Source organism: Microbacterium radiodurans, from assembly GCF_008710705.1.
GTDB classification, from domain to species: domain Bacteria; phylum Actinomycetota; class Actinomycetes; order Actinomycetales; family Microbacteriaceae; genus Microbacterium; species Microbacterium radiodurans.
This window is the reverse complement of sequence record NZ_VYRZ01000004.1, coordinates 43,347-68,011: the sequence shown is the minus strand read 5'-3', so window position 1 is coordinate 68,011 and position 24,665 is coordinate 43,347. Positions and strand designations below refer to the sequence as shown.

The window sequence follows — 24,665 nt, the reverse complement described above, 5'->3', positions numbered from 1 at the left end:
GGGGCGGGAGCGAGGCAACCACAGGCGTCCGAGGCGTCGGTCCGGAAAGACTGGGGCATGGCCTTCATCGGATACCACGCATCGCACGAACAACTCGCGCCGAGCGCCATGCTCGAGGCGGTGATCGAAGCCGAACGCGTGGGATTCGACGGGGCCTTCAGCGCCGACCACCTCGCGCCGTGGACGCCGCAGCAGGGGCACTCGGGAAACACGATCGCCTGGCTCGGTGCAGCCCTGGCCTCGACGCGGTTCCCGATCGGATCGATCGCCACCCCGGGCCAGCTCTACCACCCGGTCGTGTCGGCCCACGCGATCTCCACGCTCACCGAGATGTTCCCCGGGCGCTACTTCGCCGCCCTCGGCAGCGGCGAGCTGCTGAACGAGCACGTCACCGGCGACCCCTGGCCCCCGAAGGACGAGCGCACCGCCCGTCTCGGTGAATGCGTCGAGGTCATGCGGGGGCTCTTCGCCGGTGAGACCGTCGACCACCGCGGCCGGGTGCGCGTCAGCGACGCCCGCCTGTGGAGCCTCCCGCCGGTGCCGCCCGTGCTCATGGCCACCGCCGCCTCGCCCGAGACGGCGCGGTGGGCGGCCGGCTGGGCCGACGGGCTGATGACGGTCGGAACGACGCGGCCGCAGGTCGCGGAGGTCATCGACGCGTATCTGGATGCCGGGGGCCTCGGCGACACCGCGCTGCAGGTCCACGTCGCCATCGGCTGCACCCGGGACGAGGCGCTCGCGCTCGTTCGCGACCAGTGGGTGCACGGGGTGATCACCCCGCCCGACGCGTGGGACATCGCCCATCCCGAAGAGTTCGCCTCGCGGGCGGGCACGCCGTCCGACGACGAGCTCGCCGAGCACGTGCTCATCGCCACCGACGACACGCTCGACGATCTCGCCGACCGCCTCGCCGACCTCGTCGGCGCCGGCTTCGAGCGGCTGTACCTCCACGACATCTCGCAGGACCAGCGCCACTTCCTCGCCGCTCGCGCGCCGCGCCTGCTCGCGGCGCTGCGCGAGCGGATCGGAGGTGCGCGATGAAGATCGCCGACACCAGCGACCTGTGGTGGAAGAACGCCGTCGTCTACTGCGTCGACGTCGACAAGTACCTCGACGACGACGGCGACGGCACCGGCGACCTGGCCGGCCTGTCGCGGCGGCTGCCCTACCTGGCAGACCTGGGCGTCACCTGCCTGTGGCTCATGCCCTTCTACTCGACCCCCGGGCGCGACAACGGATACGACGTCTCGGACTACTACGGCGTCGACGAACGCGTCGGCACCCACGGCGACGTCGTCGAGCTCATCCGGACGGCCGAGGACCGCGGCATCCGCGTCATCGTGGACCTCGTCATGAACCACACCTCGGACCGCCATCCGTGGTTCCTCGATGCCCGCAGCAGCCGCGACTCCCGCTACCGCGACTTCTACGTGTGGCGCGACGAGATCCCCGAGGACCCGCGCGAGACCCAGTTCCCCGGTGAGGAGGACGGCGTGTGGGAGTGGGACGAGCGCACCGAGCAGTACTACCTCCACAGCTTCTACTCGCATCAGCCCGATCTGAACGCCGAGAACCCCGACGTCCAGCGCGAGCTCGCCAAGGTGATGGGCTTCTGGCTGCAGCTGGGCGTCTCGGGATTCCGCGTCGACGCCGTCCCCTCGTTCGTCTCGTCGCCCGAGCGCCGCGAGCCGCAGCGCGACCACGACGTGCTGCGGGCGCTCCGCCGGTTCGCGCAGCGCCGATCGAGCGACGCGATGCTCGTCGGGGAGGTCAACGTCCCCCACGACGAGCAGGCGGCGTACTTCGGCGAGGACGGCGACGGCGAGCTGCACATGCAGTTCGACTTCCCGAGCAACCAGGCGCTCTACCTCGCCCTCGCGCGGCACGACCCCGAGCCGCTCCGCGCGTCCCTGCGGAGCCGTCCCGAGATCTCGACGATCTCGCAGTGGGCGAACTTCGTGCGGAACCATGACGAGCTCACCCTCGACCAGCTCACCGACGACGAGCGTGCGGAGGTCTTCGCCGCGTTCGCGCCGGAGGAATCGATGCAGGTGTTCGGTCGCGGCATCCGTCGCCGTCTTCCGCCGATGCTCGGCGGCGATCCGCGCTGGGTGCGCATGGTCTACAGCCTCATGTTCTCGCTCCCCGGTACGCCGGTGCTGCTCTACGGCGAGGAGATCGGGCTGGGCGAGAACCTCGACATCCCCGAGCGCGACGCCGTGCGCGTGCCGATGCAGTGGCAGGCCGACGGCGGGTTCTCGACGGCGCCTGCGTCGCAGCATCCGCTCCCCGCGCCCGACGGGCCGTATGCGCCCGCGCACGTCAACGTCGAGGATCAGGTGATGGATCCCGACGCGCTGTTCCCGTTCATCCGCGATCTCGCGCGCACCTATCGGCAGTCGCCGGAGATCGGGTGGGGCGACCTCGAGATCCTCGACGTCACCGCGCCCTCGGTGCTCGCGCACGGCGCCCGCACCGACCAGAACCGGTTCGTGGCGCTTCACAGCTTCGCGGCCGAACCCGTGCAGTTCACCCTCTCGGTCGGCGATGAGCCCGCCGGCACCGAGCTGCTGTGCCTGGCATCGGGGGAGCGCTGGCAGCCGGGAGCGGACGGTCGCGTCGAGATGGAGCTCGACGGGTACGGCACCCGCCGGATGCGGGTGTGCCGCCCGGGGGACGGCCGGCTGCGCTGACCTCGGCTCGCCACGGGCCGTCGGCACCGACGTGCGGCGCCTCCTCCCCAGCCGTCGACGACGGCACGGCGTCCCCGGTCGTCCCGAACGCTCGCGCTCGACGGTGCCCGCGCGGGCAGACTCGACGCATCGCCGGATCGGTGACCGGCGACGCGGTTGGGGACGCGCGCCGGAGGGGCGGTTCCGCGGGAATGGGGGCCCGCGGAGCCGCCCGCATCAGCGGCTCAGCGCGGTGAGATCATCGCCGGCCCAGACGAGGACGTCCTCGTCGAATGCGGCGAGCGCGATCGGTCCGGTCGCGTCGACGTCCGGCACGCAGCCGAGCGCGGTCACGGCGCCGTCGGCGTCGACGAGCGAGATGCCGACGCCGCCCGGGCAGGCCGGGGAGAGATGGGCGACGGCGCTCTCGCGACCGACCACATCGACGGCGCGGGCCTCGGCGACCGGGAGTGGCGACCATTCGCCGTCGCCCACGCGGAGATGCGCGGTGCCGTCGCAGACGAGGGCCGACTGCTGCGCGCCCACACGCAGGCTCCACGGCGAGACGCACGGCAGCGGCTCGGTTCCCGCCGGTGTCTGCAGCGTCGCGGCGGCGTCGGGCGTCGCGCCGGCCGCCAGGTACTCGGCGGCGGCGAGCAGCTCGGGGTACGGCTCCCAGAAGCGACCCTGCGTGAAGGTGCGCAGCAGCTCCGGCTCGCAGTCGGCGAGGTCGGCGACCATCTCGGCCTCGGTGCCCGAGAAGCCCGAAAGCGCGCGCACCTGGCCGATCTGCCGATACCGGGGCGTCACGTCGACCCAGCTGCGGCCGTCGTCGTCCGAGCGCTCGACGAGCGGCTCGACACCCGGCGCTCCCGCGTCGCACGCACCGCCGGTCGCTCGCCAGAGGGTGCCGGCCGAGCCGCGCGCGAGGAAGCGCTCGGCTGCGCCGGGCGAGGCGATCGCGGCCGGTGTCGCGGTGGGGGATGCCGTCGTTCCGCCGTCGGCCGGTGCGAACGAGAACGTCGGAGCGGGCGCCGCCGATGCGTCGGATCCGACGTCGCCGCGATCGCGCTGCAGCGCCAGCACCGACAGGGCGATGACGCCGACGGCGAGAGCGGAGACGGAGACCAGCGCGACCGCCCGGGCCAGGGGCGATGTGCTCAGATCACGATCGCGGTGACGAGGGGCCATCGGCGCTCAGCCCCGGGGTCGGCCGTCGGTGTCGTCGTCCGAACGCGTGCGGAACCCGAGATCGCCGAGGGTCGGCGACGCCTCCGGGGCAGCCGGAGCCGCGGCGCCGCGACGTCCGCGCGTGCGCTTGGCCTGCGTGCGTCCGCGCGGGGCCTCCTTCGCGCTCTCGCGGTTCTCGGCGTAGCCGTAGCCGCCGTAGCCGTATCCGTTGTAGTAAGAGTCGGGACCGCGCGTGGGAACCATCGTGAGCACGACGCCGGCGACCTTCGCGTCGACCTGCTGGAGGGCGTCGACGGCTCCGGTGAGCTGGTGCCGCGTCGTGCGGCCGGCGGCCACGGCGACGATCGCGCCGCTCGTGGCGCGCCCGAGGATCGCGGCGTCGGTCACCGGCAGCAGCGGCGGCGCGTCGCAGAGCACGACGTCGAAGTCGCGCTCGAGCACCTCGAGCAGCTTGTGCATCTGCGGGGAGGCGAGGAGCTCGCTCGGGTTCGGCGGGATCTTGCCCGAGGGGAGGACGTAGAGGCTGCGCCCACCCCACGGGACCATCACGTCTCCGAGGCGGGCGCGGCCGATGAGCACGTCCGTCAGGCCGGCGCCGCCTTCGAGCCCGAGGTACTCGTCGACCTTCGGCTTGCGCAGGTCGGTGTCGATCAGCGCGACCTTCTTGCCGGCGTCGGCCAGCGCGATGGCCAGGTTAATCGTCGTCGTCGACTTGCCTTCGCTCGGCACGGAGCTGGTGATGACGAAGCTCGACCGGCCGCCCATGTCGAGGAACTGCAGGTTGGTCCGCAGTGCCCGGAAGGACTCGGCGCGCGGGCTCAACGGGTCGGCGTGGACGATGAGCGGACGCTCCTTCGCCTTCGGGTCGAAGGCGATCGCGCCGATGATCGGCGTCTCGGTGACCTGCGTCACGTCGCGCGAGTTGCGGATGCGGGTGTCGAGCACGGTGCGGAGGACCGCGATCCCGATGCCGAGGGCGAGGCCCACGAGCAGGCCGAGGGCGAGATTCAGCGGCACGTTGGGGCTCGACGGCGCGAGCGCCGGCTGCGCGTCGCGCACGCGGGAGAGCTGGATGGGGCTCGCGCCGCCCTCGCTCGCCGGCTCGATCGCGGGAACCGCGGCCGAGAGGCTCGCGGCCAGGGCGTTGGCGATGTCGGCTGCCCGCACGGGATCGGTGTCCTCGGCGGTGATGGTGATGAGGGTGGTGTTCAGCGCGGCGCTGGCGTTCACCTGCGTCGCGAGCTGCCCGGCGGTGGTTCCCAGGTCGAGCTCGGCGATGACCGGGTTCATGACGATCGGGGTCGAGACGAGACCGACGTACGTGTTGATGCGGGCCTGGGCGAACGTCGACCCCTGCTGCAGCTCGGCCACACTGCCCGAGGTCTGCGTCGAGACGAACACCGTGCTCGACGATTCGTAGGTCGGGGTGCGGGTCAGGGAGAACGCGGCGGCGGCTCCGAGCCCCACCAGCGTCGCCACGAGGATGACGACCCAGTTCTTGCGGAGGATGCGGATGTAGTCGGAGAGCTCCATGCTGCCCTTCGGTGCATGCGCCGAGACGGCGGCGGGGGATCTCCGATCAGTCTGCCACAGCCGTGTTTCCGGGCTGAGTCACGGCGCGACACGGACCGGCGCGGCCCATCCCACGACGCGGACCACCTGATCGATCGCGGGCGTGAGCTGGGAGGCGGCGAGCTCGTACGTCGTCCACGACCGCCGATACGGGTCGATGACGTCGTCGTCCGCCGGATCCGCCGGGGGCAGCACGAGTCCGCGCTGACCGGCGAGCGCGCCGAGGAGGCCGCGCAGCCGCGCGGTCGCGGCGCTCTCGCCGCCGGCCGCGGGCCGGTCGGCGGGAGCGGCGGCGTCGGCGGCCTGCGCGAGAGCGGCGTCAGGGATCGACGCGGCGAGTCGGGCGAACTCCCGCACCGTGAACACCGAGCGGGCGCGCGCGGGGGCGAGCTCGGCGACCGCGCGGCGGTGCTCGCGCGACATCGCGAGGATCAGGTCGGGGGAGCCCAGGTGCGCCTCGGTCAGGAAGCGGGCCCGGTGCGCGTCGGAGACGACGCCCGGCACGCCGAGGCCGTCGGCGAGTCGTCGCGTCTCGGCCGTCATGGGGTGGTCGGCCATTCCCCGCGTTCCGGCGCTTCGCACGGTGACGCCGCGTCCGGCGAGGCGCGTCGACAGGAGGGCGGCTGCCAGCGGAGACCGGCAGATGTTCCCGGTGCAGACGGTGAGGATCTCGAGCACGGGGACCTCCCGGGTACTGTGGGCGCGTGCACACTCACCCTAGCGAGGCGAGCGAGGCGGTCGTCCCGAGCGAGTCCCGCGGCCGCGGCCGCCGTCGACGCACCGACTGGCGGCTCGGCGGGTCGACGGTGCGCGGCTGGCGCGAGATGCTCCTCGCCTGGTCGGTGCTCAGCCTCGGCCTCGGGATCCTCGCCGGCTACGCCGTCGTCGCCGCCCTGCCCACCGCTCCCTGGGCCGGCGCGGCCGCCACCGTCCTGCTGTGGCTCGGGATGCTGGTCCCCGTCGTGCTCGCGCTGCGACGCTCGCGCCCGATCGGGCTGTTCCGGTTCCGCGCCACCGACCTCCTCGTCGGCATCGCGTTCGGCATCGTCCTGCGCCTCGGGCAGGGGTGGTTCCAGCAGACCGTCCAGGGCGAGGCGGGTTTTCCCGGCATCCTTCTCATCGACGGCCGCATCCCCGTGTCGTGGTGGCTGCTCGAGGCGCTGCCGACGGGGATCGTCGCGCCCGTGATCGAGGAGCTGTTCTTCCGGGTCGTCCTGCTCGTGGCGCTCTACTCGCTGCTGCGTCGCCCGTTCGGTCACGTCGCCGCCGGCATCGCGGCGGCGAGCCTCACCACTCTCGCGTTCGTCGCGGTGCATCTGATCGGCGGGATGCCGTCGTCCGACACCCTGCTCTCGCTCACTCTCGTCGGGGCTGTCTGCGCCGTGCTCGTGCTGCTCACCGGCCGCATCTGGCCGGCGGTGCTCGCGCACGTCGTGTACAACGTCACGGGGCTCGGGCTCGCTGTCGTCGGCGCCCTCGCCGGGTGATGCCCCGCGGCCGAAGGCGCACCGAACGATGAGGGTCTGGTGGAGCGCCGTCGTCGGCGGCGCCTTCTATACGCGGTGGAGCGCGCTCGTGTCGCTCATCGTCGCCGGGGTCTTCTCCGTGCCGTCGATCGGCGCGCCCTCGGGCGAGGGCTATCTGCGCGGGGTCGTCGTCGCGGTCGTCGGCTGGGTCGTCCTCGCGCTCGTGATCGTCCCCGTCGCGATCGCCGAGCGCCGGGTGCGCTCAGCGGCGGGGCGTGCGGCGCTGGTCCTCGGCGGGCTCGTGGTGGTGGCGGCATCCCGCGCCGGCGTCAACGACGCGATCAGTGGAGCGCTGTTCGGCCTGCCCACGGGTGGGTCGATGATCGCGCGCGGGGTCACGAACCTCGTCACCGCCCTCGCCCTGTTCTCGATCGTCGCGATCATCACCACACGGCACAGCGCCCGGCAGCGCGCTGCCCGCCGCCTCGACGAGGCCTCGGCACGTCTGACGGCGGCCCGTGCGCGCAGCGGACTCGACGCCGCCGCGGCGCGCGACGACCTCGCCGCGGTCGTGGCGGGGCTGCGCTCGAGCCGGGAGGACCTCCTCGAAGGCGATCCCGACTTCGACGCCGTGCGCGCCTACGCCGACGAGGTGCGCGCCGCCAGCCACCGCCTCGACGCCCGCTCGCGTCGACGACGGACCGCCCCCGACACCCCCGTGCCGCGCCGACCCGAACGGGTTCCCGGGCGGGAGCGTCTCGTCCCGCCGCCGTGGCTGACGGTCGGTCCGCTCTACGCGGTCGCCTGCGCGCCGTTCGCCGCGGCGGCCGGCGGCCCGGGTGTCGCCGCGGCCGGACTGGGAGCCTCGGTCGTCGTCGACGCGCTCGCCGGCGTGCTGCTGCGCGCGGGCCGACGAGTGCGCGGCGCACGACGGACGTCGGCGGTGTCCCCGGTCGTCTTCGGCGCGGTCTGGATCGGCGCAGGACTGGCGATGCTCGGGGTCACCTTCGCGCTCCTGCCCGACATCGGTTCGCTGGGATTCGTGCCCGTGCTCGCCGTGCCGGTCGTGGCGCTGCTCGTGAGCCTGTGCCGCGACGCGCTGCATCGAGCGCGGGACGAGGAGTCCCGCGCGAGCGCCGGTGTCGCACGCATCGCGTCCGACGGCGCGGCGGACGAGTGGGCGGCCGCAGCGCCGTTCCGTCGTGCGACCGAGCTGCTCCACGGCGGCGTGCAGGGCAAGTGCGTCGTGTTCGCGGCCCTCGTCGACGAGCGGGCGCCGGCGACGTCGGAGGTGGCGGCCTTCCGTCGGGCCACGGATGCGGTCTTCGACGACATCCTCGCGCCGCCGAGCGCCGACCTCATCGCCGCCCGCGCCGTCGACGCGCTCGACGCGCTGCTGCGCGCCTGGCACGCGGCCGTGTCGATCACCCGCGTCGTCGACCCGTCCGCTCGCGCCGGCCTGGCCCGCACGGACGTCGCGGACGCGGTCGTGACGATCGTGACGGAGGGACTCGTCAACGCCGTGAAGCATTCCGGGGCGCGAAGCGCGACGGTCGCGGTCGCCGGGGTGGGCGAGGACGCGCTGCGCGTGCGGGTGGAGTCTCCCGGCACCCTCGCGCCGGCGTCGCCGGCGGGGCTCGGCTCGGCGGCCGCCCGCATCTTCCAGGAGGGCGACCGCGTCGTGCTCGAGGCCGACGTGACGCTGTCGCCGGTCCCGCCTACCCGCCCGGAGGCAGTCGCAGGGTGACCGTGGTGCCGCGGTCGGGCTCGCTGTCGATCGCGACGTCGCCGCCCGAGCGACGGACGAGATCCCGGACGCTCGCGAGGCCGAGTCCCGTGCCGCCGTCGTCGGCATCGGCGCGACGACCGCGCTCGAACGGGTCGAAGATCCCGTCGAGGTCGGAGGGGTGGATGCCGCGGCCGCTGTCGCTCACGGTGATCGTCGTCGCCTCGGCGGTCTCGGCGACGGCGATGTCGATGACGTCCTCGCTGTACTTCGCCGCGTTCTCCACGACGTTCGCGACGGCGCGGCGCAGAGCCGCACGGTCGGTCGCCAGGGCGGCGCGCCCGTGCCCGCTCACCCGCACGCGCTCGTTGACGTCCCCGGGGAGCACCAGCTCGGCCGCCTCTTGCACGAGCGGGCGGATGTCGGCATCCGTCGCCGTGTCGGGCTCGGGGTCGACGCCTCTCACGTGCGCCGCGAACTCGCCGATCATCGCGATCAGGTGATCGCTGACCCGCGAGACGCGCTGCAGCAGCTCCGACGGCTCGGGCTGCTCGTCCTCGAGGAGGTCGACGTAGCCGCGCAGGGCCGTGATCGGCGAGAGGAGGTCGTGGGCGAACGTGCGCAGCAACCCGTCCTGCTCCTCATCGTGCCGCTTGGCGTCGCTGCGATCGCGGACGATCTTCACGAACCCGGTGAGCCCGCCCCGGGGATCGCGCATCGCGGTGATGAGCACGTTCGCCCAGAACGTCGAGCCGTTGGCGCGGATGCGCCATCCGGTGTCCTCGACCGAGCCGTCGCGGGCCGCGGCGGCGAGCAGCCGGGCGGGCAGGCCGCGGACGCGGTCGTCGGGACGGTAGAACCGCTCGAACGACGTGCCGACGACCTCGGCGGCGGTGTACCCCTTGATGCGCGTCGCGCCGGCGTTCCAGGAGCGGACGATGCCCGACGGATCGAGCGACACGATCGCGACCGAGGTCACCTGAGCGACCCAATCGACCGAAGGGGCTGCGGCGGGCGGTGCGGCCTCGGGTGGCGCGGCGTCGGCGGGTGCGACGTCGGCGAGCAGGTCGGGGGGCGCAGCGGACAGCGTCATGGTCACCTCGGCATCTGCCGGAGCCTCGGGCAGCCCCGGTGGTGAGCGATATTGTGCCGCGTCGAGCTCTGGCGGCGCCGACCCTTGACACGTCGCCGACACGCCCCGGCTTTCCGGTGTCGGTGGCCGCGCGGACGTCAGTGCCGGAGCGCGAGCGGTGTCGCCAGCACCGGGAGCTCGGCCGTGCCCGTCGGCAGGACGACGGTCATCGCGGTGCCGCCCATCGCGGACGCGTCGACCACCACCGAGCCCCCGTGCGCGAGCACGGCGTCTCGGACGACCGACAGTCCGATGCCGAAGCCCTGGATGGCCTGCTGCCGCGCGAAGCTCGTGCGGTAGAAGCGGTCGAAGACGCGTCCCCGCTCGGCCGGGTCGATGCCGGGGCCGGGGTCGCTGACGGCGATGCTGATGCGGTCGGCGTCGAGGCGCTGTCCGACGACGACGGCGGAAGACGGCGGGCTGAATTTCACCGCGTTCACCAGTAGCTCCTCGAGCACCTGGTGGATGCGCACCGGGTCGACGACGACCTCGTCGCGCGTGACGCCGATCTGCTGGATGGACGTGCCGCGCCGCTCGGCGCGCTCGGCGACCGCGCGCACGGCCGAGGCGACGACGTCGCTGAGGACGACCGTGCGGCGCGAGACGGGACTGTCGGCGGCCGACGCGGCGAGCAGCTCGTTGATGCGGTCGGTCAGCACGAGCACGTTGCGCTCGGTCGCGCGGAGATAGCGCGCGGCGTCGGGATCGGACGGGCCGACACGCTCGGTGAGCAGGTCGAGGTAGCCGGTCACGCTCGTCAGGGGAGTGCGGAGTTCGTGCGACACCGTCCGCAGGAAGTCTTCGCGCAGCGCCGCGGCGTCCGCCATGTCGGTGACGTCGTACGCGGCGATGACGGTGCCGAGCAGCGACCCGTCGGGCCGGCGCACCTGCTCCGCGCCGGCGACGACGGCGCGCTGGAAGCCCGGGGGGCCGATCCATTCCACCTCGCCCCGCAGCGGCTCGCCGCGGAGGGCGCGGGGGATGAACTGCTCGCGCGCCGGAATCGGGGTGCGCCGGTCGGCCGCGAGCACGGCGACACCCGCGTGCGGCGGGGAGTCGAGTGAGATGCCCATCGCCCGAGCGAGGCGCTCCGCCGGAGCGTTGGCCAGCATGAGGCGGCCCTCAGCGTCGTAGAGGACGACGGCGCTGCTGACGGTGTCGAGCATCGTCCGCAGGAGGAGTTCGTCGTCGAGGGCGCGGCGCAGCGCCGCCGTCCGCGCCAGCGATGCGACGGCGGCCACTTCGCGGCTGCCTCGCAGGTTGCGCGCGGCGATGTTGACGACCACGGCGATGGCGAGGATGAGGCCCGGGAGTGTCACGACGTTGACCCAGTCGAGCGCCGTCGTCGGCCACGAGCCGCGGTAGAGGAAGCCGAACAGGGTGATGAACGCGGCGCCCCCGACGGCGACGGGGAAGGCGACCGGGGGGAAGCCGTACGCGATCCACAGGATCGGGAAGATCGCGAGCATGCCGACAGACGGCAGCAACGGCAGCAGCTCGGCGCGCAGGAGACCGACGGCGACGATGTCGGCGGCGGCGACGAGGATCAGCCAGCCGGCCGCCACGCTCTCCCACGGCAGGAGCGCGCCGGCGGCCGAGGCGATGAGGATGAGGATCGCCGCTTCGACGACGAGGGGTGTCGACAGGCTCACGGGGGTGCCCACGGCGAGCGCGGCGAAGACGAGGAGCGCGCCGACGAGGAACGGGAGCTGAGCGCGCGTGAAGACGCGCACCCGTCCGCGACGTGTGCGGTCGAGCTCGAACAGCGGCATCCCGCGCGTCCCTTCAATCGGATCGGAAGTGGCGATCGCAGGCGGATCCGAGGGAGCGCGGCTTTGATAACGACTGCCGATAGCGTACGCTGTGTCTTTGGTGTCCGCGTCCCGCTGGCGCAGCACCGCGAACGTGAGCCCTCCACTGGCGTGTTCGACCGGCATCCGCCGCGCGAACCACCCCGGAGCGGGATTCACGAACTTCTCCGTTCGAATCAAGAAAGCAGCACTACTGTGACGCGCACTTTCACCCCCAAGGCTGGCGAGATCCAGCGCGAGTGGCTGGTCATCGACGCAACCGACGTCGTCCTCGGCCGCCTCGCCTCGCACGCCGCGGTCCTCCTCCGCGGCAAGCACAAGGCCTCCTTCGCCCCGCACGTCGACACCGGTGACTTCGTCATCGTCGTCAACGCCGACAAGGTCGCCCTGACCGGCCAGAAGCTCCAGAAGAAGAAGGCGTACCGCCACTCGGGCTACCCGGGCGGACTCAAGTCGGTGACCTATGCCGAGCTGCTCGAGAAGAACCCGGCCCGCGCGGTCGAGAAGGCCATCCGCGGCATGCTCCCCAAGAACAGCCTGGGCGCCCAGCAGCTCTCGAAGCTCAAGGTCTACGCCGGTGCCGAGCACCCGCACGCTGCGCAGCAGCCCACCACCTACACCTTCGACCAGGTCGCCCAGTAAGCGCCGCGAAACCACGCAAGGAAACACTGATGGCGAAGATCGCTGACTCCCTCGAGGAGACCCCCCAGAACTACTCCACCGAGACGCCCGCGTCGGAGGCCGCTGCCGCCGCCGCACCCCGTCCGGTGCTCTCGGTCCCCGGCGCTGCCGTGGGTCGCCGCAAGCAGGCCATCGCCCGCGTGCGTCTGGTCCCCGGCTCCGGCACGATCACGGTCAACGGCCGCACGATCGAGGACTACTTCCCGAACAAGCTGCACCAGCAGCTGATCAACGACCCGTTCACCGTGCTCGAGCTCGCCGGCTCGTACGACGTGATCGCCCGCATCTCCGGTGGCGGCCCCTCGGGCCAGGCCGGTGCGCTGCGTCTGGGCATCGCCCGCGCGCTGAACGGCATCGACGAAGAGAACAACCGCCCGACCCTGAAGAAGGCCGGCTTCCTCTCGCGCGACGCTCGCGTCAAGGAGCGCAAGAAGGCCGGTCTCAAGAAGGCGCGCAAGGCTCCTCAGTACTCGAAGCGCTAAAGCTTCATGGCGCTGTTCGGTACGGACGGTGTGCGGGGCCTGGCCAATGGCCCCCTCACCGCCGAACTCGCACTCACCCTGGCCCAGGCGACTGCCGTCGTCCTGGGCCAGGGCCGTATCGCCGAGGCGCGGACGGCGGCCGGCAAGCGGCTGACCGCAGTCGTCGCGCGCGATCCGCGGGTGTCGGGTGAGTTCATCTCGGCCGCCGTCGCGGCCGGTCTGGCATCCTCGGGCGTCGACGTGCTCGACGCGGGTGTCCTGCCCACGCCGGCGGCGGCGTTCCTCATCGGCGACATCGACGCCGACTTCGGCGTCATGGTGTCGGCGTCGCACAATCCCGCGCCCGACAACGGCATCAAGATCTTCGCCCGCGGCGGCGTCAAGCTCCCCGACGAGGTCGAGCGACGCATCGAGGCCGCGCTCACCGGTCCGAAGCTCCAGCCCACGGGCGCCGGCGTCGGCCGCATCCGGGTCTTCTCCGACGCCGAGGACCGCTACGTCGTGCACCTGCTCGCCTCGCTGCCGCACACGCTCGACGGCATGCACGTCGTGCTCGACTGCGCCCATGGTGCGGCCTCCGGGGTGTCGCCGCAGACGTTCCGGGATGCCGGGGCGAAGGTGACCGTCATCGGCGCCGACCCCGACGGGCTCAACATCAACGACGGTGTCGGATCGACGCACCTCGACCGCATCGCCGCGGAGGTCATCCGCACGGGCGCCGACATCGGCATCGCCCACGACGGCGACGCGGACCGCTGTCTCGCGGTCGACGCCGAAGGGCGCGTCATCGACGGCGACCAGATCATGGCGATCCTCGCGGTGGCGATGAAGGAACGCGGCCGGCTCCCGAAGGACACGCTCGTGGCGACCGTCATGAGCAACCTCGGACTGCACCGCGCAATGGCCGATCACGGCATCGCCGTGGAGCAGACCGCCGTGGGCGACCGGTACGTCCTCGAGCGCATGAACGAGGGCCGGTTCGGTCTGGGCGGCGAGCAGAGCGGGCACGTCATCATGAGTCGCTACGCCACCACGGGCGACGGCCTGCTCACCGGGCTGCACCTCGTGGCCGAGATGGCGCGCCAGGGCAAGACGGCCGCCGAGCTCGCCTCGGTGATGACCGTGTACCCGCAGCTGCTCGTCAACGTGCGCAACGTCGATCGCGACCGGGTCGCCTCGGACGAGCCGCTGCAGGCCGCGGTCGCCGCCGCCGAGGCGCGACTCGGGGACTCCGGCCGCGTGCTGCTGCGGGCATCCGGCACCGAGCCGCTCGTGCGCGTGATGGTCGAGGCCGAGAGCCAGTCCGAGGCGGCCGAGGTCGCCGACGAGCTCGCCGCCGTCGTCTCCGAGCGTCTCGCGCTCTAGAAGGCTCGCCGTCGGTCAGCGGATGCGGCCGCGCAGCTCGTGCTGGTCGGTCGGGGCATCCGCGAGCACGAGGCGCGCGGAATCCGTCGCATCGGCGACGTTCCACAGCAGCACCCCGACCGGCGCGCCGGAGTCGTCACGGTAGTAGACGACCGTGCGCTCGCGGCCGTCGTCGTCGGGTTCGAGATCGACCACGAGGGCGTCGAGCTCGGCGTCGAGGGAGCCGACGGCCTCCCAGCGGATGCCGAAGACGGCCGAGTAGAAGAACGGCGTGTGGCGGTAGGCCTCCGCGGCACCCGCCATCGAGCGACCCGCGGCCCGTCCCATCTCCTGCGCATTGTCGACGTGCTCGACGCGGGTGCGGCCGAGGAGCCGGTCGGGATAGGAGGCGATGTCGCCCGCGGCCCAGATGCTGTCGTCGCTGGTGACGAGATGCTCGTCCACCACGACCCCGTCCTCGACGCGGAGCCCCGCCGTCTCGGCGAGGTCGGTGACCGGGGTCACGCCGAGCCCGAGCACCGCGGCGTCCGCGTGCAGCTCGGTGTCGTCGTCGAGGGTCAGCGTCACGGTGTCGGTCAGGGGAGCGACCCGCTCGACGCGCCGGCCGCGGACGAGGTTCACCCCGGCATCCGCGAAGAGCGACTCGTAGCGTTCGGCGATCGCCGGCGGGAAGGTCGCGGCCCCGAGCACGGCGTCGGGGAAGACGAGGTCGACGACGGTGTCGTTCTGGACGAGGGCGGCGGCGATCTCGGCGCCGATGTACCCGCCGCCCACGACGACGATGCGCCGGCCGTGTCCCGCCAGCTCGCGCAGCCGCCGGTAGTCCGCCGCCGAGCGGAAGGCGAGGACGCGGTCGCTCGGCGGCGAATCCGCGTCGCCGGGCTTCGAGCCGGTTGCCAGCAGGAGCCGGCGGTAGCCGATGCGCTCGCCCGACGCGGTGACGACGCTTCGGCCGTCGCGGTCGAGCTCCGTCACGAGGGTGCGGAGGCGGATGACGGCTCCGGTGTCGTCGGCGGTGCGGAGGGGCACCTGATCGGCGGTGAAGTCCGGATCGGTCCAGAGCTTCTTCGACAGCGCGGGGCGCGTGTAGGGCTCGTCGACGTCGGCGCTCAGGATGCCGATGACGCCGTCCGAGTCGATCTCGCGGATGCCGCGGGCGGCGGCATCGGCCACCATGCCACCGCCGACGATGAGATAGTCGAAGCTCTCCATGGCCGCCACGCTAGGTCGCGAAGTGGGCGGTGTCGTGCGGATGCCGCGGTGCGGTGCGGCGCGTATGATGCGGCGGCCGGCGATGCGGGCACGGCTTCGGGTCTGTGCCGAGAGGTTCACTGCCCCGGCGCCGTTCCCCAGCGTCGCCCGGACAGTGAACCCGTCCGGCGACTGTGCCCCCAACACGACCGTCGGACCCGAGTGCGGTGACTATCGGATGTCGCCCCCGCCGGTTCTCGGAACACATTCAGAGTACGACGCCGACAAGCCGGATCTGGCCGTCAGGGACGAAATTGCGGTTACGTTGCGGTTGCCTTCGCACGGCCTTGAGGTCGTTCTCGGACCGAACGACATTTGCCCGATTCCGGGGTTCGTGCGACACTCATCGGAATTGCTGGGAGGGGTCTCGGCCGACGTGTGCGTCTGTCGAGGGTGATTGTCACCACTGAGGAAGACATGAAACCAGCAGATCCGAATACCCGTACCTCATCTCGCCGACGACGGACGTCGGTGGTGTCCGCGACCGTGGCAGCGGTTGCGCTCGTGATGACCTCCGCACTCGGTGCGCAGGCCGCCGAGAGCGCCCCCGCCGACACCTCTCCGCAGCCGTCGGGCGAACCCGCCGCGCAGACGCTCACCCTCGCGGCGGCAGACACCGCCGTCGTCTCCGCGCGCCAGCCGCGCGCCGTGCTGTCGCGGCATCCGCTCAGCGCGACGGCCTCGCAGGACCGCAGCTACCTGCTGTTCGACCTGCCCGACGACGTCGACCCGACGCAGCCGGTGCGCGCGACCCTCGACCTCACCGTGGGCTTCTCGAGCGCGCGTGCCGCGGGTCTCGAGGTGTTCGCCGAATCGGGTACCTGGTCGGGTCAGTCGCTCACGTACGCGGGTCGCCCGGCTGAGACCGGCTCGCGTCTGAACGCCGTCGCGCCCGTCGCACGCTCGGGCAGCGACCTGTCGATCGATCTGGGCGATGTCGCCGCGGTCGCCGCCGACGGCGACCTGTCGCTGCGCATGAGCTACCGCCAGCGCTACATCTCCTCGACGTACGTGCGCACCGGCGACGGCGCTCCCCAGCTGCGGGTGACATACACCCCGAAGGCCGCCCCGCAGCCCGAGCCCGAGACCCCCGCGCCGCCGGTGCAGCCCGAGCCCGATCCCGAGACGCCCGCGCCGCCGGTCGTTCCCGCGATCCCCGGCAAGGAGATCTTCGCGCACTACTTCCCGCCGTACCCGGTGTCGATCGACAACCGACCGGCCGACAGCGACTATTACGCCCGCAACTACCTGCAGCCCGATGGTGAGGGCGGCCGCCACGCCGGCTACGGCGGGCTGCTGCGCGACCGGCCCGAGCCGGTCCCCGTCTCGAGCTCGTCGGACTGGAGGACCCAGAACCTGCAGCGCGAGGTCCAGCAGGCGTCGGCGGCGGGCATCGACGGTTTCACCGTCAACATCATGGGGCTCGCAGGTTCGAACTGGGAGGCGACGAAGAACCTCTTCATCGCCGCCGAGCGCGAGGGAGACTTCGCCGTCGTGCCGATGATCGACGCGACGGCATCGGCCGGCGACGCCGATCCGGGGACGGTCGCCGACCGTCTTGCCGAGCTCTACACCTCGTCCGCCGCCTATCGCGTCGGAGGTCGAGCGCTGCTGTCGTCGTTCGCGGCCGAGCGTCAGAGCGTCGACTGGTGGCGCCAGATCATCGACCGACTGCAGAACGTCCACGGCGTTCCGGTGACCTTCCAAGCCGTCTTCCTCAACGCCTCCGATGCCAACATGGCCGCCTTCCGCGGGATCGCCGACGGCTACGGCAACTGGGGCGTCCGCACGGAGTGGAACACGCTCAACGGTCCGGACTACGCGGCGCGGGCCGCGTCCTACGGCAAGAGCTGGATCGCACCGGTGTCGGTTCAGGACTACCGGCCCCGATCGGGTGTCTTCGCCGAGGCGGGGAACACCGCGAACCTGCGCGCCTCGTGGCAGCGAGCCATCGACAGCGGCGCGCAGTACGTGCAGCTGGTGACGTGGAACGACTACAGCGAGAGCACGCAGTTCGCGCCGTCGGTCGATCACGGCGATGCGTTCCTCGACGCGAGCCGGCCCTTCGTGGACTGGTTCCACACCGGCGTCGAGCCCGCGATCACGGAGGACCAGGCCTTCCTCACGCACCGGACCCAGTTCGCCGGGGCGCTGCCGGAGCTGCTGCACCGTCTCGCCACCCCGACGCTCGGTGGAACCTCGATCGCCCCGACCGACAACGTCGAGGCGCTGGTCTACCTGACCGCGCCCGCGACGCTGACCTTCACGGTGGGTGGTCGGACGACGGGCGTCGACGCGCCCGCCGGACGGTCGGCCGTCACAGTGCCGCTGCGTTCCGGGTCGGTCTCCCTCACGGTGAGCCGAGACGGCTCAGCGGTGATCGAGCTCGACTCGCCGTACGCGGTCGTGGATCGCCCGGTCGTCGAGGATCTCGGCTACTACGCCGTCGACAGCGTCGAGTAGGGATCAGCACCGCGCGTCGCCCCGATCAGCGCCGCCCCGCCGGAGAACGCTCGCCACCGAGTGCTTCTGCGGCGGGGCGGTCGTCGTGGTGCCCGGTGCGCCGGACCCGAGGGCGTTCGGCCGGCGCGACCGAGTAGGTCGAGTAGCTCTGCCGATCGGCTCGGCTCGGACGCGCGAGGTTCAGGACGGTCCCGTGGATCGTCGCGCCGACCGAGGTGAGGCGAGCCGCCGCGCGGCGTACGTCGCGCTCGCGGACGCGACCGGCGCCCACCACGAGCACCGCTCCGCCGAACAGGCGCGCGAGCACCGCGGCATCCGCCACGGGGTGCACCGGCGGCGCATCGATGATGACGACGTCGTGATCAGCGCGGAGCGTCTCGAGGAGAGCGATCGTCCGCTCGGACTCGAGGAGCTCGGACGGGTTGGGCGGAACAGGACCCGACAGCAGCACCCGCAGACGATCCGGCCCCCAGGCGACGAGGGCCTCGTCGAGCTCGACCTCGCCGGCGACGACGGAGGTCAGGCCGATCTCGGGGGGGACGTCGAGGATGCGGCCGAGGCTCGGGCGGCGCAGATCGGCTTCGACCAGGCACACGGATGCGCCGGTGGCCGCCAGGGCCGCGGCGACGTTGGCCGCCGTCGTGCTCTTGCCCTCGCCGGGAACGGAAGAGGTGAAGACGAACACCCGGTGCGCCTGAGACGTCTGCACGAAGCGGAGGTTCCCGCGCAGACGCCGATAGTCCTCGGACCGCAGCGAGTGCGGCGCCGACAGGAGGGCGACCGGCGCTCGCTCGGCCGTGCGGTCAGCGCTCACGGTGCCGATGATCGCCGCGCCGGAGGCGTCCGCCGCCTGCTCGGTGGTGCGGATGCGGGTGCCGAAGAGCAGGCGGAGCATCACGACGGCGGCCGCGGCGACGAGCCCGCCGAGCGTGCCGAGGACCACGAGCATGGTGGTGTGCGGCGACGACGGCGTCGCGGGCGGGACGGCGTTCTCGATCACGCGCAGGCGCACCGGCGATGTGCCGTCGACCTGCGGCGACAGGGTGGGGACGACTTCGGCGAGCTTGGCGGCGACGAGATTCGCGATGCGCGCGGCCTCGCGCGGCGACGGATCGGTGGCCGAGATCGAGATCATCGACGTGTTCAGCGGCACCGCCGTCGAGACCCGATCGCGCAGCTGCTCCGTGCTGTCCGTCAGGCCGAGCTGATCGATGACGGGGGCGAGCACCACCTCGCGGGTCGCGACGGTGCTCAGGTTGCGGGCCTGCTGCTGCGAGAAGTTGCTCCCTTGAGCCAGCTCCCCGGTCGTCGAGCTTCCGGTGACGGCGACGAAGACGTCGGCCTGCGCCGTGTACTCGCGCGGCAGCGACCACGCGTAGGCGAGACCCGCGGTCGCGCCGATCGCCATGAGCGCCAGCACCGTCAACCAGTGGTAGCGAACGATCCGCAAAATGCGCGTGGACTCCATGGTCTTCCCCCTTCGCGCACGGATCGCTCCGTGCGGCCCCAATCACCGCGTGCGAACACGCGGACCCCGTCTGTCATGATATGCGAGGGGGAGGCCGTGGGGAAGCAGACTGAAACGCCGCCGTCGGACCCGGACGCCGGATCCGACGGTTCGCTGCGCGGGGGGCTGCGCGTCACGCTCGTCGCGGTTTCCGTCGCCGTGCTGTCGGTGGTGCTTCCGGTCGCCCTCGTCTCCGATGTCACCGACGCCGCGCGCAGCGATGCCTGGATCGTCACGCTGCTGATCATGATCTACGGCGGTGTCCGCCTCTCGGCCACCTGGGTCTCGGGCCGCCCCCGGCTGTTCGACTTCTTCTTCTGGCTCTTCACCTACATCTTCATGGGGCTCGGGCCCACCGTTCAGATCCGCGCCGACGCGGTGTCGACGACGACGCCGGGCATCGACAGCGGCTGGGACCTGCCTACGGCAGGTGTGGTCGCTCTCGGGATCGGATGCTACGAGATCGCCCGAGCGGTCGCGCTCGTCGTCGAACGGACGCGACCGCGCCGGGCGGGCGCGGCGCCGAGACCGGTCTCGCCGGTGCGCGCTGCGATGCTCATCGCGGTCGGACTCGCCGTCAGCGCGTACTTCGTGGTCCAGATGGGTCCCGCCGCGGCGCTCGGAAGCCGCGAGGCCGCCTTCGCCGCCCGCGAGGCGCGCTGGCCCGATCCGGCGGTGAGATCCGTGATGTACGCCGCTGCTGTGTACCCCCTCCTCATCGCCACCGGCGCGCTCGCGCAGCTCAGGCGCCTCGCCGCCTCCCGCGCCGCACGGATCTCGGTCACGGTCGCCGCCCTCCTGGCAGCGGCCGTGCTCCTGCTCGTGGTCAACCCCATCGCGAGCGCGCGCTACACGTTCGGCACGGTGGCGTTCGCGCTCGCCGTCTACGCGGGAGCGATGGTCACCCGCGCGCGGGCGCGACTGACAATGCTCCTCGCGATCGTCGCATTCCTGTTCGTCTTCCCCATCGCCGACGCCTTCCGCACCGACGAGGTGCGGGTCAATCGCTCGAGCTTCTTCGGCGAGTACCTCGCGAACCCCGACTACGACGCGTTCTGGCAGGTCGCGAATGCCCTGTCTTTCTGGGTCGACGGGCTCGTCCAGCCGATGCGGCAGCTCCTCGGCAGCATCCTCTTCTGGGTGCCGCGGGCCGTGTGGCCCGACAAGCCCACCGACACCGGCATCGTGCTGGCCGAGTACCGCGGCTACAGCTTCGACAATCTGTCGGCACCGGTGTGGGCAGAGGCTCTCGTCAACGGTGGGGTCGTCGCGGTCGTGGTCGTGTTCGTCGCGCTGGGCGTCGCGCTGCGGGCGATGGACCGACGGATCGTGTTGGCGTTCGCCGCCGGCGGCGTCTGGGCGATCGTGGGCGCCGTGCTGCCGGTGTACATGACGATTCTGATGCGCGGGTCGCTCCTGCAGGCGACGGGCGCGACGACGGTCATGATCGTGTGCCTCATCCTCATCTCCGGCGCGGCCGGGCGAGACCCCGACCGCACCGACGACGGGGCGGGCTCAGGCGACCCGCAGCTCGGCGCCGCTCTCGCGGTACCAGGCGACCGTGCGCTCGATGCCGGCGCGGAGACCGATCCTCGGCGACCAGCCGGTCGAGCGGAGCAGACCGACATCCAGTAGCTTCCGCGGGGTGCCGTCCGGCTTCTCGGTGTCCCAGCGCGTCTCGCCCTCGTAGCCGACCGCATCGGCGACCATCTCCGCGATCTCGCGGATCGTCGCGTCGCGACCGGTCCCGACATTCACGTGGGAGTCGCCGTCGTAGTGGTCCAGCAGGTGCAGCACGGCGGATGCGAGGTCGTCGGAATGCAGGAACTCGCGCCGAGGACGACCCGACCCCCAGTTCACGACGGCCGCGTCGCCGCGCCCGCGTGCTTCGTCGTAGCGTCGGATGAGCGCCGGGAGCACGTGCGAGCCCTGCGCCGAGAAGTTGTCGTTCGGGCCGTACAGGTTCGTCGGCATCGCCGAGATCCAGGGCAGCCCGTACTGACGACGCACCGCCTGCACATGAAGGATGCCGGCGATCTTCGCGATGGCGTAGGCGTCGTTCGTGGGCTCGAGGTGACCGGTGAGCAGGCTGTCCTCGCGGATCGGCTGCTCGGCGAACTTCGGGTAGATGCACGACGACCCCAGGAACAGCAGTCGCTCGACGCCGACCTCGATCGCGGCATCCATCACGTTCGTCTGGATGCGGAGGTTCTCGCTGAGGAAGTCGACGGGGAACGTGCTGTTCGCGAGGATGCCGCCCACTTTCGCCGCCGCGAGCACGACGGAGGCCGGCCGCGCGCGACGGAAGAATGCGAACACCGCGGCGCGGTCGGTCAGGTCGAGCTCGGCAGAGGTCCGCGTCACGAGCGAGGTGAAGCCGGCGGTCTCGAGGGCGCGGTGGATCGCGCTCCCGGCGAGCCCGCGGTGGCCCGCGACGAAGACGGGCGCGCCGCGGTCGAGGGGGCCGATGCCGTCGCCGACCCTCACGCTGCCCAGCCCGAGAGGGCGACGGTGTCGATCCACGGGCGGCCGGCGTACTCGAGCGCGCGGATGTCGGCGTCGACCATGATCCGGGCGAGCTCCAGCGGGCCCACGGTCGCCTTCCACCCGAGCTTCTCCTCGGCCTTGCTGGCGTCGCCGACGAGCGCGTCGACCTCGCTCGGGCGCAGGTATCGCTCGTCGAAGCGGACGTGGCGCTCCCAGTCGAGCCCGGCGTGCTCGAAGGCCGCCGTCAGGAAATCGCGGACGGTGATGCCGATGCCGGTCGCGAGGACGAAGTCCTCCGGCTCGTCGGCCTGCAGCATCCGCCACATCCCCTCGACGTACTCGGCGGCGTATCCCCAGTCCCGCACCGCATCGAGGTTGCCGAGATACACGTGATCCTGCAGCCCGAGCTTGATGGCGGCCACGGCGCGCGTGATCTTGCGGGTGACGAATGTCTCGCCCCGCCGCGGCGACTCGTGGTTGAACAGGATGCCGTTGACGGCGAACATGTCGTACGCCTCGCGGTAGTTCTTGGTGATCCAGTACGCGTACAGCTTCGCCGCGGCGTACGGCGAGCGCGGGTGGAACGGCGTCGTCTCGCTCTGCGGCGGCGGTGTCGCACCGTACAGCTCCGATGAGCTGGCCTGGTAGAACCGCGTCTGGATGCCGGCCATGCGCACCGCCTCGAGCAGCCGCACCGAACCGGTGCCGGTGGTGTCGGCGGTGTGCTCGGGCTCGTCGAACGAGACGCGGACGTGCGACTGCGCGCCGAGGTTGTAGACCTCGTCGGGATGCAGCTGAGCGAGCAGCGTCGTCATGCGCGCGCCGTCGCTGAGGTCCCCGTAGTGCAGGAACAGGCGCGCGCCGACCTCGTGCGGGTCGACGTACAGGTGGTCGATGCGCGACGTGTTGAACGTCGACGCGCGGCGGACCAGGCCGTGCACCTCGTAGCCCTTGGCGAGCAGCAGCTCGGCCAGATACGAGCCGTCCTGTCCGGTGATGCCGGTGATGAATGCGCGCTTCATGAGCGTTCCCCCTTGTGCCCGGCGCGGCAGCCCCGTCGCGCGCACCGGAAGGATCCCCAGAACCATCCCACGCGTGCCGATCCCCAAATCGACGGTGGTGCGAGTATAGGACCGCTTCCGTGGGAGCGGCAACACCCGCTCAGCCGGCGTAGATCGCCTCGAGCTGCGCGGCGACGGCATCCATCGTGAAGTCGCGTCGGACCGCGGCCCGGCCGGCGGCGCCCCGGTCGCGTGCGGCCGGCGGATCGGCCAGGAGTGTGCGCATGGCCTCTCGGAGAGAGTCGCTGCGGGCGTCGACGACGAGCCCGGCCCCGGTGCGCTCGACCGTGCCGGCCAGTCCGCAGCTGTCCGTGACGACGACCGGCAGACCGGCCGACATGGCCTCGAGAACGGCCATCGGGTAGGGCTCGTCGATGGCCGGCAGGACGTAGCCGGTGGCGCGCCGCATCCGCGCCCCGGTCTGCTCGGGAGGCAGCGCGCCCTCCCAGCGGATGCGATCCGGCGCGCCCGAGCGCGCGATGGCCGCGCGGACGGCCGCACCTTCGCCCTCGTCGGGGCCCACGAGGGTGAACCGCGCCTCGGGGAACTCCCCGGCGAGAGAGGCCGCCGCCGCGACGAACTCGGTCGGCCGCTTCCGCGGCGCCAGACGAGCGAGGAAGAGCAGCTCGAGCGGGTCGGCGGGCTCGGCGGCGGGCGCCGGCGGGACGCCGTTGTGGAGTTCGACCAGTCGGGCGCGCCCGCGCCCGACCGCGACGAGCGAGCCGCGCTCGCGCTCGGTCAGGTACGACACCGCGCGGGCGGCGGCGAGGGCTGGCCGCGTGAGCGCGGCATCGAGCGGGGCGGCGAAGGGATGCCGCGACTCGTCGATCATGCCGTGGGTCTGCAGCACCGTGGGCACCCCGCGCGATGCCGCCAGGCGGGCGGCCGGGAGCGTCACGAGATCCCGTGCGGCGTGCACGTGGACGACGTCGAACTCGCCGACGTGACGCGACAGCGAGCGCAGCAGGCCGGGCGAGGTGAGCCCGGCGAAACCGGCGCCGGGCACGAGCGTCCGCGCCGGGTAGAGGCGTGCCGCGATCCCCTCGATCTCGCGCGGCACGCGCTCGAAGCCGCGGGTCGCGCCGGCCAGGACGACCTGATGGCCGCGGGCGGCCAGCGCTTGCAGCTGATTGACCGCGACGCGGACCGGCCCGCCGTACTCGCCGAGCGGGCTGACCAGGGTGACGACGCCGAGGATCCTCACCGTCTCGACGCCTCGGTCGGAGCCGGGCGCGACACCGCGGCGGGGGCGAGGACGGTGGCGCCGTCGGGCACGTCGTGGACGACCAGCGCTGTCGCGCCGACCAGCGCGTCCGTACCGACGCGGACGCCGCGGAGCACGGTGGCGCGCGCGGCGACCCACGCGCCGTCCCCGATCGAGATCGGGGCGTTGTCGAACTCGAACGTCGGCGATCGACGATCGTGGCTGCCGGTGCACAGGAGGACGTCCTGCGAGACGCACACGTCGCTGCCGATCACGACGGGCTCGAGGTTGAGGATCCACACCCGCTCGCCGATCCACGTGTCGTCGCCGATCCGCAGCTTCCACGGCCAGTGGACCCGCACTCCCGACCGCAGGTTGACGCCCGTGCCGATCTGCGCGCCGAATGCGCGGAGAACCGCGAGGCGGATCCGAACCGGCACGAACCACGGCATGACCGCCACCGCCGACGCGCATTGCCACGCGAGCTGCCAGCCGACGGTGCGGCCCTTGTCGTATCCGCGCCCGCTGAACCCCGCGAGCCTGCGCCGTGCCCCCATGGCGCCTCATTGTACGCACGCGACGATCGGCTGCTAG

At 72.3% G+C, this 24,665-nt stretch carries 20 protein-coding genes; 9 read left to right on the top strand and 11 right to left on the bottom strand.

Annotated elements, in window-relative coordinates:
* The first annotated feature begins 57 nt into the window (after nucleotides 1-57).
* Nucleotides 58-1,041, top strand: coding sequence for an LLM class flavin-dependent oxidoreductase (locus F6B42_RS14050; protein ID WP_150420352.1), 984 nt, complete (start codon nucleotides 58-60; stop codon nucleotides 1,039-1,041).
* Entirely contained in the window at nucleotides 1,038-2,693 is a 1,656-nt protein-coding gene (locus F6B42_RS14045) for an alpha-amylase family protein (RefSeq protein WP_150420351.1), read from the top strand. The genes F6B42_RS14050 and F6B42_RS14045 overlap by 4 nt, the downstream gene beginning before the upstream one ends.
* 216 nt (nucleotides 2,694-2,909) lie before the next feature.
* On the opposite strand, the gene F6B42_RS14040 is transcribed toward F6B42_RS14045, so the two are convergent.
* The 3 genes from F6B42_RS14040 to F6B42_RS14030 form a co-directional block, all read right to left on the bottom strand.
* A complete protein-coding gene (locus tag F6B42_RS14040; RefSeq protein WP_150420350.1) occupies nucleotides 2,910-3,863 on the bottom strand; it encodes a hypothetical protein in 954 nt (317 codons plus the stop codon).
* A 6-nt stretch (nucleotides 3,864-3,869) separates the two neighbouring features.
* A complete protein-coding gene (locus F6B42_RS14035) occupies nucleotides 3,870-5,396 on the bottom strand; it encodes a polysaccharide biosynthesis tyrosine autokinase (protein ID WP_150420349.1) in 1,527 nt (508 codons plus the stop codon).
* A gap of 78 nt (nucleotides 5,397-5,474) precedes the next feature.
* Entirely contained in the window at nucleotides 5,475-6,113 is a 639-nt protein-coding gene (locus F6B42_RS14030) for an arsenate reductase/protein-tyrosine-phosphatase family protein (RefSeq protein WP_150420348.1), read from the bottom strand.
* Between the two features lie 26 nt (nucleotides 6,114-6,139).
* Between F6B42_RS14030 and F6B42_RS14025 the strand changes: the two genes are divergently transcribed.
* Both F6B42_RS14025 and F6B42_RS14020 read left to right on the top strand, forming a co-directional pair.
* Nucleotides 6,140-6,922, top strand: a complete 783-nt coding sequence (locus F6B42_RS14025; protein ID WP_223878528.1) for a CPBP family intramembrane glutamic endopeptidase — start codon at nucleotides 6,140-6,142, stop codon at nucleotides 6,920-6,922.
* A gap of 28 nt (nucleotides 6,923-6,950) precedes the next feature.
* On the top strand, nucleotides 6,951-8,648 hold the full coding sequence (locus tag F6B42_RS14020) for a sensor histidine kinase (RefSeq protein ID WP_150420347.1): 1,698 nt from the start codon (nucleotides 6,951-6,953) through the stop codon (nucleotides 8,646-8,648).
* On the opposite strand, the gene F6B42_RS14015 is transcribed toward F6B42_RS14020, so the two are convergent.
* Entirely contained in the window at nucleotides 8,620-9,720 is a 1,101-nt protein-coding gene (locus F6B42_RS14015) for a PAS domain-containing sensor histidine kinase (RefSeq protein WP_223878537.1), read from the bottom strand. The genes F6B42_RS14020 and F6B42_RS14015 overlap by 29 nt on opposite strands.
* Nucleotides 9,721-9,857: 137 nt before the next feature.
* Nucleotides 9,858-11,531, bottom strand: coding sequence for a sensor histidine kinase (locus tag F6B42_RS14010; RefSeq protein WP_150420345.1), 1,674 nt, complete (start codon nucleotides 11,529-11,531; stop codon nucleotides 9,858-9,860).
* Between the two features lie 234 nt (nucleotides 11,532-11,765).
* Between F6B42_RS14010 and rplM the strand changes: the two genes are divergently transcribed.
* The 3 genes from rplM to glmM are packed head-to-tail and all read left to right on the top strand — an operon-like array spanning nucleotide 11,766 to nucleotide 14,098.
* On the top strand, nucleotides 11,766-12,212 hold the full coding sequence (gene rplM / locus F6B42_RS14005; protein WP_150420344.1) for a 50S ribosomal protein L13: 447 nt from the start codon (nucleotides 11,766-11,768) through the stop codon (nucleotides 12,210-12,212).
* 29 nt (nucleotides 12,213-12,241) lie between these two features.
* Nucleotides 12,242-12,733 (top strand): 30S ribosomal protein S9, encoded by a 492-nt coding sequence (rpsI, locus tag F6B42_RS14000; protein ID WP_150420343.1) that lies wholly within the window; start codon nucleotides 12,242-12,244, stop codon nucleotides 12,731-12,733.
* A 6-nt stretch (nucleotides 12,734-12,739) separates the two neighbouring features.
* Nucleotides 12,740-14,098 (top strand): phosphoglucosamine mutase, encoded by a 1,359-nt coding sequence (gene glmM, locus F6B42_RS13995; RefSeq protein WP_150420342.1) that lies wholly within the window; start codon nucleotides 12,740-12,742, stop codon nucleotides 14,096-14,098.
* A 15-nt stretch (nucleotides 14,099-14,113) separates the two neighbouring features.
* Here glmM and F6B42_RS13990 read toward each other — a convergent pair whose 3' ends face one another.
* A complete protein-coding gene (locus tag F6B42_RS13990) occupies nucleotides 14,114-15,310 on the bottom strand; it encodes an NAD(P)/FAD-dependent oxidoreductase (protein ID WP_150420341.1) in 1,197 nt (398 codons plus the stop codon).
* Between the two features lie 546 nt (nucleotides 15,311-15,856).
* Here F6B42_RS13990 and F6B42_RS13985 point away from each other — a divergent pair.
* Nucleotides 15,857-17,812 carry an endo-1,3-alpha-glucanase family glycosylhydrolase gene (locus F6B42_RS13985; RefSeq protein ID WP_191089385.1) on the top strand — a complete coding sequence of 652 codons (1,956 nt, stop codon included), beginning with the start codon at nucleotides 15,857-15,859 and terminating at the stop codon, nucleotides 17,810-17,812.
* A 25-nt stretch (nucleotides 17,813-17,837) separates the two neighbouring features.
* Here F6B42_RS13985 and F6B42_RS13980 read toward each other — a convergent pair whose 3' ends face one another.
* A complete protein-coding gene (locus tag F6B42_RS13980) occupies nucleotides 17,838-19,280 on the bottom strand; it encodes a polysaccharide biosynthesis tyrosine autokinase (protein WP_150420339.1) in 1,443 nt (480 codons plus the stop codon).
* 96 nt (nucleotides 19,281-19,376) lie between these two features.
* Here F6B42_RS13980 and F6B42_RS13975 point away from each other — a divergent pair, with 96 nt between their 5' ends.
* Nucleotides 19,377-20,954: a hypothetical protein gene (locus F6B42_RS13975; RefSeq protein ID WP_150420338.1), complete on the top strand. Its 1,578-nt coding sequence runs from the start codon at nucleotides 19,377-19,379 to the stop codon at nucleotides 20,952-20,954.
* On the opposite strand, the gene F6B42_RS13970 is transcribed toward F6B42_RS13975, so the two are convergent.
* From F6B42_RS13970 to F6B42_RS13955, 4 genes are all read right to left on the bottom strand, one after another.
* Nucleotides 20,835-21,806 carry a GDP-L-fucose synthase family protein gene (locus tag F6B42_RS13970; RefSeq protein ID WP_150420337.1) on the bottom strand — a complete coding sequence of 324 codons (972 nt, stop codon included), beginning with the start codon at nucleotides 21,804-21,806 and terminating at the stop codon, nucleotides 20,835-20,837. The two genes, F6B42_RS13975 and F6B42_RS13970, sit on opposite strands and share 120 nt — an antisense overlap.
* Nucleotides 21,803-22,828 carry a GDP-mannose 4,6-dehydratase gene (gene gmd / locus F6B42_RS13965; protein ID WP_150420336.1) on the bottom strand — a complete coding sequence of 342 codons (1,026 nt, stop codon included), beginning with the start codon at nucleotides 22,826-22,828 and terminating at the stop codon, nucleotides 21,803-21,805. Before gmd ends, F6B42_RS13970 begins: the two co-directional genes overlap by 4 nt.
* A 139-nt stretch (nucleotides 22,829-22,967) precedes the next feature.
* On the bottom strand, nucleotides 22,968-24,071 hold the full coding sequence (locus F6B42_RS13960; protein ID WP_150420335.1) for a glycosyltransferase: 1,104 nt from the start codon (nucleotides 24,069-24,071) through the stop codon (nucleotides 22,968-22,970).
* Entirely contained in the window at nucleotides 24,068-24,628 is a 561-nt protein-coding gene (locus F6B42_RS13955) for a DapH/DapD/GlmU-related protein (protein ID WP_150420334.1), read from the bottom strand. The genes F6B42_RS13960 and F6B42_RS13955 overlap by 4 nt, the downstream gene beginning before the upstream one ends.
* Nucleotides 24,629-24,665: the final 37 nt, after the last annotated feature.